Origin of the sequence: Streptomyces sp. NPDC046915 (assembly GCF_040644935.1) — a bacterium.
Classification (GTDB): domain Bacteria; phylum Actinomycetota; class Actinomycetes; order Streptomycetales; family Streptomycetaceae; genus Streptomyces.
This window is the reverse complement of the sequence record NZ_JBEYXB010000009.1, coordinates 195861-211574: the sequence shown is the minus strand read 5'-3', so window position 1 is coordinate 211574 and position 15714 is coordinate 195861. Positions and strand designations below refer to the sequence as shown.

Sequence of the window (15714 nt, the reverse complement as noted above, 5' to 3'; positions counted from 1 at the left end):
GGTAGATCTTTTACGGTCTCTGCGTGGATCCGGCGGCCGCAGAGGAGGTCCTGCGGGCGGGGGGCCGGTTGAGAGGCGCACCGGATGGTGGGGTTGGGCAAGTCGCCGGACACACTCGGGGGACGGACCGGGACGAGGGCCTGGGGCGCGGTCGGTGTGGTGTGTCTCATGGGAACGGTGCTGGCTGCCGGCGCGTGGTGGACGGCCGGCGGCCCGGCGGCACGGATGGTGGACAACGGGCCGTCCATCGGCTGCTGGGTGTTGACGGCCTCTTTGATGCTCCGTGCCTGGGGCGCGAGCGGCCCGGTCCGCAAACGCCTGCTGCTGTTGGCGGGTTCCGCGGCGTCCGGCGGCGTGTACCGGGGCGCGGTCGACATGCTGTCGGCCCACCCGCAGGTCTGGGGACGGAACGCGCTGAGCTCAGTGGTGGTCACCGGCGTGACGCTGGCGGTCGGACTGGGGATGGCGGGTCTGGTGGTCGCCGCCGATGCCGGTGCGGGCCGGCACGTTCTCCTGCGGCGCCTGTTCGACGGGGTGGTCACGGCCGGGTCGGTGTTCATGACGGGATGGGTACTGCTGCGGGAGGCCGGTGACGGCTGGCGGCTGGGGACGGGCATGGTCGGCCTCCTCTGGGCCGCGGAAGTCGTGTTCCTCAGCTTTCTGTTCGCCCTGCGCCGGCTCGTACGCGGCGACCAGCGGGTCACCCTGTGGGTAGGCGCGGCGGGATTGTCCCTCACGCTGATCGGCGACAGCCTGCGACTGTGGACGATCGGCCCGAACGGCTTCGAGGTGATGTCCTGCCAACTGGTCGACGCCTGCGACACCGCGGGACTGCTGCTGCTCTCCGCCGGCCCTTGGGTGCCCGGCGGGGCGAGCGTCCTGGTCGCCGGTCAACCGACGCTGCAACTGGGCATAGAGGGCGCCGCCGCGTTCATCCCCCTGACCGTCTGCACGGTCACGGCGCTGGGTTATGCGCTGGCTCCTCTGTCCCGCGACCCGGTGCCGTTGCTGGTCGGCGGGACGGTCATGCTCAGTCTCTGGGCACGCCAGACGTTCCTGCCGAGGGAGAAGGCCGGCAACGACGACTGAGACGACGCGACGGCATGGCGGCAACGAGCCCCACCCGCCTGTCCGTCGGGACGGCCCTGCGGACAGGGCCGTCCCGGGGAAGGGCTACGACGTGCTCACGCCGATGGTGAGGGTCGCCTTGTAGCCGTCGGAGACGCTGTCGCCGAGCGCGGTCAGCGTCAGCAGGCCGGAGGCGGCGCCGCCGTCGTCGTAGATGGTGTCGTCGTCGAGCTGCGTCTCCGTGGTGGTGTTGTCCGAGTACGGCGAAGACGCCTGGACCTCGGTGTTGATGTCCGGGTCGAAGAACAGCTGCCCGGTGTGGACGAGCGTCCCGCCGGTGTACGAGTCGTCGGTGAGCGTCACATCCGTGTGGACCCGCAGGTGGACGTGGACGGCGCGGGAGACGTAGTGGCCGGGCCAGATGGAGGTGATGTTCACCTGCCCGTCGGAGTCGGTCATCTGGCCGCCCCGGAGGAAGGTGCCGTTGTCGGTCTCCGTGTGGCCGTTGCCGCCGACGAAACCGGAGTACTCGCCGAGGGAGTCGCAGTGCCAGATCTCGACCAGGGCGTCCCCCAGGGGGGAGCAGTCGTTGGCGGTGTCGACGACGGTGAAGGTGTACTGAACCTCGACGCCTTCCTTGCCGTCGCGGATGTCCTCCCGGACCAGGGCGCCCGAGAGGGAGTACGGTCCCTCGGTGACCTCGGCGGTGAGGGTGCAGACGCCCGCGGAGGACGAACTGGTGGCGGTCGTGGTGGCGGAGGCGTCGGTCTCCGCCGTGCTGGTGTCGGTGCTGGCCGAGGCGAAGCCGGCGACCGCGAGTCCACCGGTTACGGCGATACCGCCGCCGCCGATGAGGACGCGCCGTCGCTGTACGCCCTTGCCCCGTCGATGCCGGGCGGGCTGGGAGGAGTCGGAGAGCTCTGGTTCAGGTGACTGCGGTGTTGCGGAGGCGTTGTCTGTCATGGCCACGAACGTAGAGACGCACCTGAAGAAAGCATTGAAAGCGCGCTGTGAGCGGGCTGGGGACATAGCCCCCAACTGCCGCGTATCTTCAGGAAGTCGGGGCGCATTCCGCGTGTCCCTGGGCCTGGGGCGGGGGTTCGCGGAAGGGGGGTGAAATGAGTCGCGCACGGCGGTCGGCGCTGCTAGCTTGCCGCGGTGGATCTCTTCTCACGGTCGTGGACGGCGTTGCGCGCGGCGGTCGCCGAACTCCCGGACAAGGACTTCGAGCAGCCGTCCGGCTGCACGGGCTGGCTCGTACGTGACCTCGTGTGCCACCTGGTCATCGACGCACAGGACGTCCTGATCACCCTCGTCACCCCCGCCGAAGCGGAACCGACCGTCAACGCGGTCACCTACTGGAACCTCGTCGAAGCCCCGACCGGCGACGACCCGCTCGACGCGCTGGTCGTCCGGCTCGCCGCCGCGTACGAAGAGCCGCGGCTGCTCAAGTTCCACCTCGACGACGTCGGCTCCGCCGCCGGACGCGCCGCCGAACTCGCCGACCCCACCGCGCGGGTCAGCACCCAGGGTCAGGTCCTCACCGTGGGTGACTATCTTTCCGCGTACGTCATGGAATGGACGCTGCACCACCTCGACCTGATCGCCCGGCTCCCGGACGTCGCGGGGCCGCCCGCGGAAGGCCTGTCCCGTTCCCGGGCGATGCTGGAAGAGATCGCCGGGTCCGCGTTCTCCAGGTCGTTCTCCGACGAGGACGCGCTCCTGATCGGCACCGGACGCCGGGCACCGACCGCCGCGGAGAGTGCCGAACTGGGCTGGCTGGCCGAGACGTTGCCGCTCTCCCTCGGCTGAGACGTGGCCGTCACTCGGGGTGGGTCACCGCCTCCTTCTGCAGTTGCACCGCCGCCAGGAGGCTCAGCTTCGGCTCCGCCTGGCGCAGCGCCTTCACCGCCGCGACCGAGGCGATGTCCCCCGTGAAACCGACGGCGGCCAGCCGGGAGCGGACCCAGCGGGCGCGCAGCTGGTTCTCGGTCGCGACGGCGGTGGACTCGACGAGTGCGGCGGCGCGTTCCAGACCCGGGCGCTCCTCGGGCGAGGCGTCGGCCAGCGCCTGGCGCAAGGCCGCCGCGACCATGTCCGCGTCCCGGATCACCAGCACGGCGTCGTGTTTCCTGCTCAGTCCCGCGAATCCTGTCATGCGGATCATGGTGACCGTCATGCTCCGTCGATGCCAAGCGACTTGAGCAGTCTCAGAGGTGGACGGTCATCTCCACGGTGACCTGGCGGACAGCCGCCGTCCTCGGGGAAGAGCGAGGTGGTGAAGGCGGTACACAGCCGGCGAAGACGCGGTCCATGAGGCCGATCCGAAAATCTCTGGCAGGGCCCGGTCGTGGCCTGATGGAATGATCTTGCGTCCGGTCACTACGATCGGAGCTCAAGACAACCGTTCGACCGGCCCGATGCTGGGTGCCGGTCGGGGTCGCCGATGCCAGGGTCCGCTCCCCGGGTTGCGGTGATCTTCCTGTTCCAGGAGGACCCTCCCGCATGTTCCGACGTATTGGCAACACCGTCGTCCGACATCCTGTCTGGACGATCGTTGCATGGCTGATCGCGGCGGTTGCGATCGTCGCCACCGCTCCAAGCCTGCCCTCGAACAGCGACGAGAGCAGTTTCCTACCGAAGAGTTACGAATCCATCAAAGCGGCGGATCTCCAACAGAAGGCGTTCCCCAGCGCCTTCACCCCGTCCGCGATCGCGCTGTACCAGCGCACCGACGGCGGCAAGCTGACCGCCGCCGACCAGAAGGACGTCGCCCGGATCACCACCGAACTGGGCAAGAAGCACATCGACCAGGTGCAGAAGGTCGTCCCCGGCCAGCCGTCCAAGGACGGCAGGTACACCATGACCCTGGTCCAGATGGACAGCAAGAACGCCGGCCAGCCCAAACAGGCCGACGCGGCCAAGGTCCTGCGTGACGACGCGAAGGAGCTGACCAAGGGAACGCAGCTCGACGTCAAGCTCGGCGGTTCCGCCGCGCAGGCCCTCGACCAGCAGGATTCGTCCAAGCGCGGCCAGGCGCTGATCGGCATCGGCACCTTCGCCATCATCCTGGTGACCCTGCTGATCATCTTCCGGGCGCCGATCCTGGCCGTACTGCCCCTGATCCTGATCGGCCTGGTGTCGGCCATCGCCAACGGGCTGATCGCGTACGCCACCAAGCTGTTCGATCTTCAGGCCAACAGTTCGATCTCGTCGATCCTGATCGTCGTGCTCTTCGGCGTGGGTACGGACTACTTCCTCTTCCTGATATTCCGATACCGCGAACGCCTGCGCGCCGGCGACGAGCCCAAGGAGGCCATGATCAACGCGGTCGCCCGGGTCGGCGAGGCCATCGCCTCGGCCGCCGGGGCGGTCATCATCGCCTTCCTCGCGCTGTCCCTGTCCACGCTGGGCTTCCTCAAGCAGATGGGCCCGGCGCTGGCGATCGCGGTCAGCGTCACCCTGATCGCGGGCCTGACCCTGATCCCGGCCGTGGTCTCGCTCATCGGGCCGAAGGTCTTCTGGCCCTCGAAGTCCTGGCGGCAGGAGCCGGACAACGCCCGTTTCGCCGCCCTCGGCCGTGGCGTGGAGCGTCGCCCGGTGCTGACCGCCGTGGCATCCGGCCTCGTCCTGCTCGTGCTGTCGCTGGGTACGCTCGGATTCAACGCCACGTTCGACCTTGCGTCGGGGTCCATGCCCAAGACCAAGGAGTCCATGGTCGTCCAGGACGAGATGCAGAAGGCGTACTCGGCGGGTGCCGCGGCGCCCACGGACGTCTACCTGTCCAGCGCCGACGGCAAGCCGCTGGACAAGACCGCCTTCGACGCGTACGCGCAGAAGCTCGGTGCCGTGGACGGCGTCGCGAACGCCCGGATGTCCCAGGTCAACCAGGCCGGCACCACGGCGGACTTCACCGTCACGCTCAAGTACGAGGCCTCGACGGACAAGGCGATCGACGCCGTCGGCAGGGTGCGCGACGTCGCGCACTCCGACGCCCCCGACGGCACCGAAGCCGTCGTCGGCGGCATGTCCTCGATCTACAAGGACATCGACACCGCGGTCAACCACGACTACCGGACGGTCTTCCCCGTCGCCGCCGTCCTCATCATGGTCATCCTGGGGCTGCTGCTGCGCAGCGTGGTCGCGCCCTGGTACCTGATCGCCTCCGTGGGTCTCGGGTTCGGCGCCACCCTGGGCGCCACCGTATGGATCTTCCAGGAGGGACAGGGACACTCGGGTCTGATGTTCATGCTCCCGGTGATCATGTATCTGTTCGTGGTCGCCATCGGTACCGACTACAACATCCTCATGATCGCCCGGCTCCGCGAGGAGGCACGGGAAGGGCGCGAACCGCGTGAGGCGGCCGGCATGGCGCTCAGGCATGCCGGGCCGACCGTGGCCGCGGCGGGCTTCATCCTGGCGGCGACCTTCGCCACGATGATGCTGGCGGGCAACGCGCTGCTCACGGAGATGGGTTTCGCGGTCTCCTTCGGCATCGCGGTCGCCGCCTTCGTCATGGCGATGTTCTTCACTCCGAGCCTCACCGCGCTCATCGGCCACGCGGCGTGGTGGCCGGGGCACGGGGACCGGGCGGAGGAAGGGACGGCCGGCGCGGCCTCCGGACCCGTCGGTCCCGGACGGGAATCCGACGAGGACCGGGACGAGACCGCCCACGATCCGTCGGCGCGCCGCAGGTAGGAACGTCATCGGCGCGCGTGCCGGAACCGCGGGCGCCCGGGGTCCCACACGGGACCGCGGGCGCCCGCGCTGCGTGGCGGGTCAGGACTGGGCGCCGAGCCAGTCGTGGACGGCGGCGGCGGTCGTGGGGGCGTGGTCCTCCAGGACGGTGAAATGGTCACCGGACACGGTGACTTCGGCGTGCGGCAGACCCCATGGCGCGGGCGGTTCGGTGCCGGGCAGCTCGTCCCTCGCCCGGACGAAGAGCGTGGGAGCCGACAGGGCGGCCGGCGCCCAGCCGGAGTAGAGCGCCAGGTAGCCGGCCATCGCGGTGAGCCGGTCGGCGTCGGCCGGCGCGAACTGCGCCGCCCTGTCCAGCATTCCGGCTGTCATCGCGGAGAGAGCGGGCCCGTCGTCGCTGCCGGCCGGGTAGGTGTCGATCAGGACGACGGCGGCCGGCCCGGCACCCGCGCGTTCCAGATACTCGGCCACGGCGTGCGCCACCCAGCCGCCGGCCGAGCGGCCCAGCAGGGCGAACCGCTCGCCGTCCGCGCAGGCGAGCACAGCGGCGGCCTGAGCGGCCACGAAGGCGTCCAGCGTGGCCGGCAGCGGTTCGCGCGGCAGGAATCCCGGGTGCGGCAGTACCGCGACCGGCCGCAGGCCCTGGAGGTCCCGGCCGAAGCGGGTGTACTCGTGCGGTCCGGAGAGCGAGCTGAGCGCCGGGAAGCAGATCAGCCGGGGCCCCGCGCCCTCGGTCGAGAGCGTGACGGCCTTGGGCGGTGTCCCGAGGGCCTCGGCGCTGTCGAAGACCCTCCGCAGGCGGGAGGCGATCGTCAGCAGCGCCATGCCGTCCCACGTCCGGCCCGCGGCGCACGCGGCACGGAAGAGCGCGGACAGGGAGTCGGAGGGGTCGCCGTTCCCCGCCGACGTCTCCCGCGGCACGCTCGCCGCCGCCGAGTGGGCCTGGGACCACCGTTCCTCGAGGTGGGTGGCGACCGCACGAGGCGTGGGGAAGTCGAACAACAGGGTGGACGGGAGGGACAGTTCCGTCACCGTCTCAAGACGGTTGCGCAGTTCGACCGCCGCCAGCGAGTCGAGGCCCAACTCGGTCAGCGTACGGTCCGCGTCGATCGCCGACGGTCCCGCGCCGTGGCCGAGCACAGCGGCCGCTTCGGTGCGTACCGCGGTCAGCAGCAGGGATCCGTGTTCGTTCGCGGGTGCGGCGGCCAGCCGTCGGTGCAGCGAACCACGACCATCGGGTTCTGCGGGCGCGGCGGGGTTCCGGCGGGCGGACTCCCGGCCCGGCAGCCGCGACAGAGGCGCACCGGCCATGCCCATGGCGCCGGAGGACGCCGGGCCCAGGCGCGCTGCCACGAGCACCGCCTCGCGGCTGCCGACGGCGGTGTCGAAGAGCGCGAGGCCCTCCTCGGTGCTCAGCGGGACGAAACCGGAACGGGCCATCCGCCGCAGATCCACACTGTTCAGATGGGCGGTCATACCGTCGCTCTGCTGCCAGGGTCCCCACGCGAGAGACGTGCCGGGCAGGCCGAGACTCCTGCGGTGCTCCGCCAGAGCGTCCAGGACGGAGTTCGCCGCCGCGTAGTTGCCCTGGCCGCCGGAGCCGAACACCCCGGCCACCGAGGAGAACAGGGCGAAGACCGCCAGGTCGTGGTCCCTGGTCAGTTCGTGCAGTGCGAGGGCCGCGTCCACCTTCGGCCGGAGCACGCGAGCCAGCCGGTCCGGGGTGAGCGCGGGGATCACCCCGTCGTCCAGGACACCCGCGGTGTGCACCACGCCGGTCAGCGGGTGCGCCTGAGGCACACCGGCCAGCAGAGCGGCGAGCGCGGCGCGGTCGGCGACGTCGCACGCCGCCACCGTCACCTGGGCGCCCAGGCCGGTGAGTTCGGCCCGGAGCTCGGCGGTGCCCGGGGCATCGGCGCCGCGCCGTCCCGCGAGCAGCAGATGCCGCACGCCGTGCTCGACCACGAGGTGACGCGCGATCGCCCTGCCCAGCGAACCGGAGCCTCCGGTGATCAGGACGGTGCCGTCGGGGTCCAGCCGACGGCTGGGGCCCGCACCGGTCACCGCACCGGCGGCGCGGACCAGCCTCGGAACGTACGCGACTCCCCGGCGCACGGCCGTCTGCGGCTCCATGCCCGCCACCACCTGTGCCAACGCCCTCAGCGAATGGGCGTGTTCGTCCACGTCGACGAGTGCGAAACGGCCCGGATTCTCCGTCTGAGCCGAGCGGACCAGTCCCCACACCGACGCGTAGGCGACAGCGGAGACGTCCGCGTACGGCCGTTCTGCGGCCCCGATGCCGACCGCCCCCGAGGTGACGACGACCAGGCGCGAGCCCGCGAGCCGGTCCTCGGCGAGCCAGTCCTGCACGAGCCGCAGCGCCCAGGCGGCCGTACGGTGTGCGGCGGAGGCCGGGCCGGTGCCGTCCGCGACCTCGGGCAGGGGCGGACACGGGGCGAGGACGACGGCCGGTGCGGCGGCGCCCGCCGCGGCCAGGTCCGCGTACCGCGTCGTCGTGACGCCGCAGGGGACGAGCGCGTCGACCAGCCGCGGATCGGCCTCGCCGAGCACGCCCCATGCGGACGGTCCAGGAGGTGCGGCGGCAGAGGAGTCCGCCGGCCGAGTCCAGTCGACCCGGAACAGGGAGTCTGCGTGCACGCCGGCGGCGCTCACCTGCTCGCGCGGAAGCGGCCGCAGTGCCAGGGAGCGGACCGTGGCGAGAGGCCTCCCGGTGTCGTCTGCCAGCTCCAGTCCCGCCCGGTTCTCCGCTCCGGGGGACATACGCACCCGCAGCCGGCGGGCACCGGAGGCGTGCACGCGCACACCGCTCCAGGCGAAGGGCAGCGACACCGCCCGGCCGGAGCCGTCGTCGGGCGTGGCCCCACCGAGCATCATGGTGTGCAACGCCGCGTCCAGCAGGGCCGGATGCACGGCGAACCGGCCGGCGTCGGCGTCCCCCTCCTCCGGCAGCACGGCCTCCGCGAGGACGTCGTCGCCGAGGCGCCAGGCGGCTCGCAGCCCCTGGAACACCGGGCCGTAGCCCAGTCCGCCGCGCGCGAGCCGCTCGTAGAAGCCGCCGCCGCCGTCCTGCCCCGGCCCGCCGTCGAGCGGCAGCGGTACGGCGCCCGCCGGAGGCCAGTCGGGCAGCGCGGCCGGTGCCGCGGACCCGCCGCCCGCAGGCGGGCCCGACGGCTCTTCACCCGCCAGGACACCGGAGGCGTGGCGGCGCCACGGCCCCTCGGACGCGGGCGTGTGCGGCCGCGAGTGGAAGACCACGGCCCGCCGCCCGTCCCCGTCCGGGCCGGACACCTTCACCTGCAACTCGACGGTTTCGGTGGTGGGCAACGGCAGCGGTGCCGTGAGAGTCAGCTCGTCCAGGACCTCGGCGCCCACCAGGCCCCCGGCGTGCAGGGCCAGCTCGACGAACGCCGTCGCGGGCAGGAGCACCGTGCCCAGCACCGCGTGGTCGGCCAGCCAGGGCGCCTCGCGCAGCGAGAGCCGTCCGCTCAGCAGCAGGCCGTCGTCGTCCGCCGTGGACGTGGCGGACCGCAGGAACGGATGGAGTCCGGCCCCCGGTGACGTCACGGACTCCGGTCGCCGGTCGGAGTCCAGCCAGTACCGCCCGCGCTGGAACGCGTACGTGGGCAGTGCCGTACGCCGTGCGCCGCGTCCGGCGAACACCTCCCGCCAGTCCACGCCCACCCCGTGGGTGTGCAGCGCGGCCACCGTGGCGAGCAGCGCCTCGGCCTCGGGACGGGAGCCGCGCAGGGCGGGGACGACCAGGGGTGCCGGCGTGTCGGCGAGGCAGTCCTGCGCCAGGGCCGACAGCACACCGTCGGGGCCGAGTTCCACGTAGTGTGCCGCGCCCCGTTCCCGCAGGTGGCGCATCGAGTCGGCGAAGCGGACCGGGCGTCGTACATGCTGCACCCAGTGCTCCGGTGAACTCACCTCCTCGGCCGTGGCCGCCCGGCCGGCCACGGCGGTCACGAGGGGCAGGCGCGGAAGGGAGTAGGTGAGTTCCCGGGCCACTTCGGCGAAGTCGGCGAGCATGGGCTCCATGTGCGGGGAGTGGAACGCGTGGCTGACCCGCAACCGTGAGGTCTCGCTGCCTCGTTCCCGCCAGTGCGCGGCGATGTCCAGTACGGCCGCCTCGTCCCCTGAGACGACCACGGAGGAGGGGCCGTTGACGGCCGCGATGTCCACCTCCTGCTTCCGGCCGGCGAGAAACGCGAGGGACGCGGCCATCTCGCTCTCACCGGCCCGCACGGCGACCATGGCCCCTCCGGCGGGCAGCGCACCCATCAGCCGTCCCCGTGCCGCCACCAAGGTGCAGGCGTCCGAGAGGGTCAGTACTCCCGCGACGTGCGCCGCCGCCAGCTCGCCGACGGAGTGCCCCGCCACCATGTCGGGACGCACGCCCCAGGACTCCAGCAGCCGGAAGAGGGCGACTTCCAGGGCGAAGAGCGCCGGCTGCGCGAACCGGGTCGTGTGCAGGTCGGCGCCCGCCTCCGAGCCGTCCGGCGCGAACACCACGTCCCGCAGCGGGCGAGGCAGGAGCGGGTCCAGCAGCGCGCAGGTCTCGTCGAAGGAGCGGGCGTAGACGGGGTGGGCTTTGTACAGTTCCCGCCCCATACCGGCCCGTTGGCTTCCCTGACCGGCGAACAGGAAGACGACAGGGCCCTTCCGGCGGGGCCCGCCGGTGATCACGCCCGGTCGCTGCTGCCCCTCGGCCACCGCCTTGAGGGAGGCGAGCAGGTCCTCGCGGTCCCCGGCCACCACCACCGCGCGGTGCTCGAAGGCGGCACGGGTCGTGGCGAGGGAGAACCCGGTGTCCAGCAGGCTCGTCGCGGGGTTCGCGGCCACTGCGGCATGCAGCCGCGCGGCCTGGGCGCGGAGCCCCGCGGCGCTTCTGGCCGAGACCGGGAACGGCACGGCTGCCGCCGGGGCCGAGGACGTGGAGGCCGCGTACTCGGGGGGTGCCGCGGCGGACGGCTCCGGTGCGGGGGCCTGCTCGAGTATCACGTGGGCGTTCGTCCCGCTGATCCCGAAGGAGGACACGCCCGCCCGGCGCGGCCGGCCGGTCCGGGGCCACGGCACCGGCCGGGTCAGCAGCGACACCGTCCCCGACGACCAGTCCACCCTGGGTGTCGGCTCGTCGGCGTGCAGGGTGCGGGGCAGCTCACCGTGCGCCATCGCCTGGACCGTCTTCATCACGCTCGCCATGCCCGCGGCGGCCTGCGTGTGACCGATGTTGGACTTGACGGAGCCCAGCAACAGCGGGCGCTCCCGGGACCCGTCCTGCCCGTAGGCGGCGAGGAAGGCCTCCGCCTCGATGACGTCACCCAGCCGGGTGCCGGTGCCGTGCGCCTCGACCGCGTCGATCTCCTCGGGCCGCAGCCGCGCGTCGGCCAGCGCCTGCCGGATCACCCGCTGCTGGGCCGGCCCGTGCGGGGCCGTCAGGCCGTTGCTCGCGCCGTCCTGGTTGACGGCCGAGCCGCGCACCACGGCGAGTACCGGATGACCCGCACGCCTCGCCTCGGACAGCCGGGTCACCAGCAGCATGCCGGCGCCCTCGCCCCACGCGGTCCCGTCCGCCGCGGCACCGAACGCCTTGCAGCGGCCGTCGGGAGCCAGCGCGCGCTGCCTGCTGAACTCGACGAAGGAACCGGGCCCCGACATCACCGTGACGCCCCCGACGAGGGCGAGGGAGCACTCGCCCCTCCGCAGCGCCTGGGCCGCCAGGTGCAGGGCCACCAACGACGACGAGCACGCCGTGTCGACGGTGATGGCGGGCCCTTCGAGACCGAAGGTGTAGGCGATACGGCCGGAGGCGACGCTGCCCGCGTTGCCGATGCCGAGGTACCCCTCGATGTGCTTCGGCGCGACCGCGAGACGGCCCGCGTAGTCGCTGTACATGACGCCGGCGTACACACCCGTCGCCGTGCCGCGCAGGGCGCCGGGATCGATCCCGGCCCGCTCGAAGGCCTCCCAGGCGACCTCCAGCAGCAGCCGGTGCTGCGGATCCATCGCCAGCGCCTCACGGGGCGAGATACCGAAGAACTCCGGATCGAAGCGGTCCACACCGGACAGGAAGCCGCCTTCCCGGACATACGTCCGTCCGGCCCGCCCGGGATCCGGGTCGAACAGCCCTTCAAGGTCCCAGCCCCGGTCGGCGGGGAACGGGGTGATGGCGTCGACGCCGTCGGCGACCAGCCGCCACAACTCCTCGGGGGACTCCACACCACCGGGGAAGCGGCACGCCATCCCGACGATCACGACAGGGTCGTCGGCGCCGCCGGCCTCTCCAAGGCCCGTGTGCGCGGTGCCCGTCGACTCCCCGGTCAGCCGGACCCGGAGATGGGCGGCCATCTCGGCCGCGGTCGGAAAGTCGAAGGCGACCGCTTCGGACAGGGCGAGACCGGTCGCCGCCGACAGCCGCCCGCGCAGCACCGTCGACGACAACGAGTCCAGGCCCAGATCCCGGAACGCGGTCCCCGGCTCCACCTCGTCGGCACCGCAGCCGAGCACGGCGGCGACCTCCGCGCGGACCAGAGCCAGCAGATCCGCCGCCGTGGGCCCGGTCCGCGGGGCGGTCGCCGCCCCCAGGAGCCGGGCGGGCCCGTCGGCGAGCGCGTACCGCTTGGGCTTTCCCGAGGCCGTGCGCGGGACGGCGGCCACCTCGTAGAGGTCGGCGGGGACCTTGTACGGGGCGAGGCGCGCACGGCAGGCGGCGAGGATCGTTCTCCGGTCGAGCCCGCCGGCCCGTTCGGGGACCAGATAGGCGACCGGCACTTCGCCGAGCACGTCGTGGGGGCGGCCGGTCACCGCGGCGTCCGCGATCTCCGGCAGATCCAGCAGTGCCGCCTCCACCTCGGACGGGTGGATGTTCTCCCCGCCCCGGATGATCAGTTCGCTGACCCGGCCCGTGATGGTGATCTCGCCGGAGGCGTCGATCCGGGCGAGGTCACCGGTGCGGTACCACCCGTCGCGCAGGACCTCGGCGGTGTCCTCGGGCCGGTTGAGATAGCCGGCCATGACACCGGGGCCGGTGATCCACAACTCGCCCTCACCCGTGGCCTCGCCGTCGCTGCCGCCCCCGACCCGGGCCCTGAGGCCCGGCACCACACGGCCGCAGGAGCCGGGCGTCCGGTGGGCGCCCGGCGCCGTCATGGTGGCGGGCCCCGTCTCGGTGGCGCCGTAGTGCTCGAGGAACGGGACGCGGCAGATCTCCTCGAAGGACCGCTGGAAGGCGGGTGTGACCGCGGCACCCCCGCTGATGCAGCCACGCAGCGCGGGCGCCCTCAGTCCCTCGCCGCGAACGGCGTCGAGGAGCTGGGCGTACGTCGTGGGCACACCGGCGAGCAGCGTGCACGGGTCGTCCGTCCGCCGCAGCTCGCCGAGCACGTCCGCCACCGAGAACCGCGGCAGGATCCGGGCGCCCGCTCCGGTCGCGGTCACCCCGATGACGCACGTCAGCTGGCTCATGGCGTGATGGAGGGGAAGCGGCCACAGCAGACGGTCGTCGGCCGACAGCCCGAGGACGCCGACGATGCCCGACGCGACCGACCACAGACGGCTGCGCTGCGTCGACAGCACGCCCTTGGGTGTGCCGGTCGACCCGCTGGTGTAGAGCAGCCAGGCCACCTCGTCGAGTCCGAGGTCGTCCGGCGCGGGCACGCGAGGCTCGGTGGCGGCCCATTCCTCGTAGCCGGCCGAGCGGTCCGTTCCGGTGCCGTCCACCGGTACGACGGTCACCTCGGGGCGCTCGGCCAGCAGGCGTCCCAGCCGGACCGACTGCTCCCGGTCGGCGAAGACCACCCGGGCGGCGCTGTCGTCCAGCATGTGCGCCAGCTCGGCGTCGGAACTCCGTGTATCCATCGGCACGCCGACCGCACCCGCCCGGAGGACGGCGAGCAGGCTCTCGACCACCTCGACGCGATTGCCGAGCAGGACCGCGACGCGCTCGCCGTGCCGCAGCCCGAGTCCGGCCAGATGACCGGCCAGCCGTCCGGTCCTGAGCTCCAACTGCCCGTACGTCACGCTGGTACGGGAATCCTGGAACGCGATCTTGTCACCGAAGCGCCGGGCATGCTCCCGAAGCAGTTCCGGAAGCGGTCTGATGCGGTCTGTGCGTGCCGTCATGTGGTTGCGTTCTTCCTTCGGGCAGGGGGAGTTGATGCTGCCATGCCGCCGCCGCACAACTCGACCGCGGCACGCCACCCGCCCTGCCCGATGTCAGCCGGTACGGCCGGGCAGTACCTGGATGGTGCCGCCGACCGCGCGCTCGCCCGTCGCGTCCGAGGGGTTGTTGAGGAGCACACCGTGGACGGCCATCGCGGTGGAGCCGCCGCCGTCGAGGTTGAGGGCGTCCACGGCGCCGAGAGAGCGCATGAAGGCAGCGGCCTCCTGGAGTGTGAAGCCCTCGCTGCCACCGGTCCGGCGGCCGTCCACCGTGGCCAGGATCAGCCTTCCCTCGGCGTCGACACCGGCCATGGTGCGCGGCTGGCGGACATTCGCCCAGGCGTAGCCGAAGGACAGGTCCTGCGGGTCGACGACACCCTCGGCCGCCGCGTCGACGCTGATGCGGCCGTGCCGGACGAGGGTGGGGGCGGCACTGACGATGCTGTCGTCGCGGTCGAGCCGTACCCGCTTGCCCGCCGTGTCGCGGACGACCTCCCGCACGGCGGCCGGCCGGCCGACGGGCGCGTGGTGGGTGAGCCAGTCGGCCGCGGCGCCGATGCCCTGGAGTACCGCGCCGTGCGCCGGAACGGTTCCGCCGCGGGCACCGGCCGACACCACGCGGCCGTCGGCGTCCAGCACGACCTGCGTGCCGGGCCCGGTGGGCAGCGGAGCGCCGAACTCGCCGGTGAACAGCACCAGATCGTCGGTCGCGTGGCAGGTGACGTCCTGCCAGGGCAGCTCGCTGGGGCTCGCGCCCGGACGCCCGCAGTCCCGGACCAGACCGGGCACCCGGTTGATGCCCTCGGCCTGGTAACTGTCCGCCCCCGCGCGCACGGTGACGCTCGTCGTCAGGTCGGCCACCCGCACCTGCCGGCCGCCGTCCCCGATGATCAGGGCCGCCCGTGATCCTGCGGCCATCGACTCCAGTTCACCGTGGTCCGCGCTGAGGCCGGACTGCGTGCCCTGGACGCCGTCGGCGTCGGAGGTGACGAAGAACCCCGCGTTCACTCCCACCAGGGACCCCAGCTTCGCGGCGACCGACGAAGTGGTCGCACGCTGGGCGACGTTGCCGTCATGGGTGCCCTCGACGGTGCCGGTGAAGGTGCGCGGATCGATGACCGCGACGTGCACGTTCTCCCGGTCGGCGGGCTGATCGGCGTCGTAGCCCGTCCAGTCGACGGCCGTGTGGAAGCCCGCCGCGGTGACCGCCTGGGCCGCGCTCTGGGCGGCCGCCTGGGTGGTGTACGAGCCGATCCTGACCCGCAGGCCCATGACGCCGTGCGGGGTGTCGGCGTAGTCGGGCCAGCGCACGGTCTCCACCCGCGGTGCGAAACCGTCCGCGCTCAACTGCCCTGCGGTGGCGTCGGCCCAGGACCGCGGTCCCACCGCGGCCCAGGTCGCGGCCCCGCTGAGGCGGCCGGTGCCGGCGCGCTGCACGGTGACCGTCCAGACCGGCTCCGCGGCACCGTTCTCGATGCCGGCGCTGCGCACCCGCACGCCCGGAGCGACCGTCTGCGTGGTCCATGTGACGGTGTCCGCGGCCTGAGCCGTCCCCGGGACTCCGCCCGAGGTGACGACGGCGAGCGCCGCGGCGGCGCTCAGCACCGCTCGTACGCGCACGGAAGACCGGCTGTCCCTGTGGTCCATGGCATCCTCTCGTTCCCACGGCGAGTGGCCGCACGAGCCGAGCCCTTCCGGCCATCTGTCGCGAATGATCCCAACGGGCGAGTGGTGCCGCAGCGGCGCGCAGTGATGACGCCTCGGGTA

The 15714-nt window shown here is 72.6% G+C and carries 7 protein-coding genes; 3 read left to right on the top strand and 4 right to left on the bottom strand.

The features are described from left to right. Nucleotides 1–168: 168 nt before the first annotated feature. Entirely contained in the window at nucleotides 169–1089 is a 921-nt protein-coding gene (locus ABZ915_RS24460) for a hypothetical protein (RefSeq protein ID WP_361806872.1), read from the top strand. 84 nt (nucleotides 1090–1173) lie between these two features. Here ABZ915_RS24460 and ABZ915_RS24455 read toward each other — a convergent pair whose 3' ends face one another. Next, nucleotides 1174–2031, bottom strand: a complete 858-nt coding sequence (locus tag ABZ915_RS24455) for an intradiol ring-cleavage dioxygenase (protein ID WP_361806869.1) — start codon at nucleotides 2029–2031, stop codon at nucleotides 1174–1176. Between the two features lie 195 nt (nucleotides 2032–2226). Here ABZ915_RS24455 and ABZ915_RS24450 point away from each other — a divergent pair, with 195 nt between their 5' ends. Next, complete coding sequence (locus tag ABZ915_RS24450) at nucleotides 2227–2880, top strand: maleylpyruvate isomerase N-terminal domain-containing protein (protein WP_361806867.1); 654 nt, start codon at nucleotides 2227–2229, stop codon at nucleotides 2878–2880. A 10-nt stretch (nucleotides 2881–2890) separates the two neighbouring features. On the opposite strand, the gene ABZ915_RS24445 is transcribed toward ABZ915_RS24450, so the two are convergent. Next, nucleotides 2891–3226 carry a hypothetical protein gene (locus ABZ915_RS24445; protein WP_361806864.1) on the bottom strand — a complete coding sequence of 112 codons (336 nt, stop codon included), beginning with the start codon at nucleotides 3224–3226 and terminating at the stop codon, nucleotides 2891–2893. 347 nt (nucleotides 3227–3573) lie between these two features. On the opposite strand from ABZ915_RS24445, the gene ABZ915_RS24440 reads away from it, so the two are divergent. Continuing rightward, nucleotides 3574–5766, top strand: a complete 2193-nt coding sequence (locus tag ABZ915_RS24440; RefSeq protein ID WP_361806861.1) for an MMPL family transporter — start codon at nucleotides 3574–3576, stop codon at nucleotides 5764–5766. A gap of 81 nt (nucleotides 5767–5847) precedes the next feature. Here the strand turns inward: ABZ915_RS24440 and ABZ915_RS24435 are convergent, their stop codons facing one another. Beyond that, the gene (locus ABZ915_RS24435; RefSeq protein WP_361806858.1) at nucleotides 5848–13908 is read right to left on the bottom strand and encodes a type I polyketide synthase; all 8061 of its coding nucleotides are present in this window, start codon (nucleotides 13906–13908) and stop codon (nucleotides 5848–5850) included. A gap of 93 nt (nucleotides 13909–14001) precedes the next feature. Next, the gene (locus ABZ915_RS24430; RefSeq protein WP_361806855.1) at nucleotides 14002–15594 is read right to left on the bottom strand and encodes a phosphodiester glycosidase family protein; all 1593 of its coding nucleotides are present in this window, start codon (nucleotides 15592–15594) and stop codon (nucleotides 14002–14004) included. Between the last annotated feature and the right edge of the window lie 120 nt (nucleotides 15595–15714).

Bases quoted from the DNA above. Each gene is read 5' to 3' on its own strand.
- ABZ915_RS24455 (WP_361806869.1), bottom strand. From the start codon at position 2,031: ATGACAGACAACGCCTCCGCAACACCGCAGTCACCTGAACCAGAGCTC.
- ABZ915_RS24435 (WP_361806858.1), bottom strand. From the start codon at position 13,908: ATGACGGCACGCACAGACCGCATCAGACCGCTTCCGGAACTGCTTCGG.
- ABZ915_RS24445 (WP_361806864.1), bottom strand. From the start codon at position 3,226: ATGACAGGATTCGCGGGACTGAGCAGGAAACACGACGCCGTGCTGGTG.
- ABZ915_RS24430 (WP_361806855.1), bottom strand. From the start codon at position 15,594: ATGGACCACAGGGACAGCCGGTCTTCCGTGCGCGTACGAGCGGTGCTG.
- ABZ915_RS24440 (WP_361806861.1), top strand. From the start codon at position 3,574: ATGTTCCGACGTATTGGCAACACCGTCGTCCGACATCCTGTCTGGACG.
- ABZ915_RS24460 (WP_361806872.1), top strand. From the start codon at position 169: ATGGGAACGGTGCTGGCTGCCGGCGCGTGGTGGACGGCCGGCGGCCCG.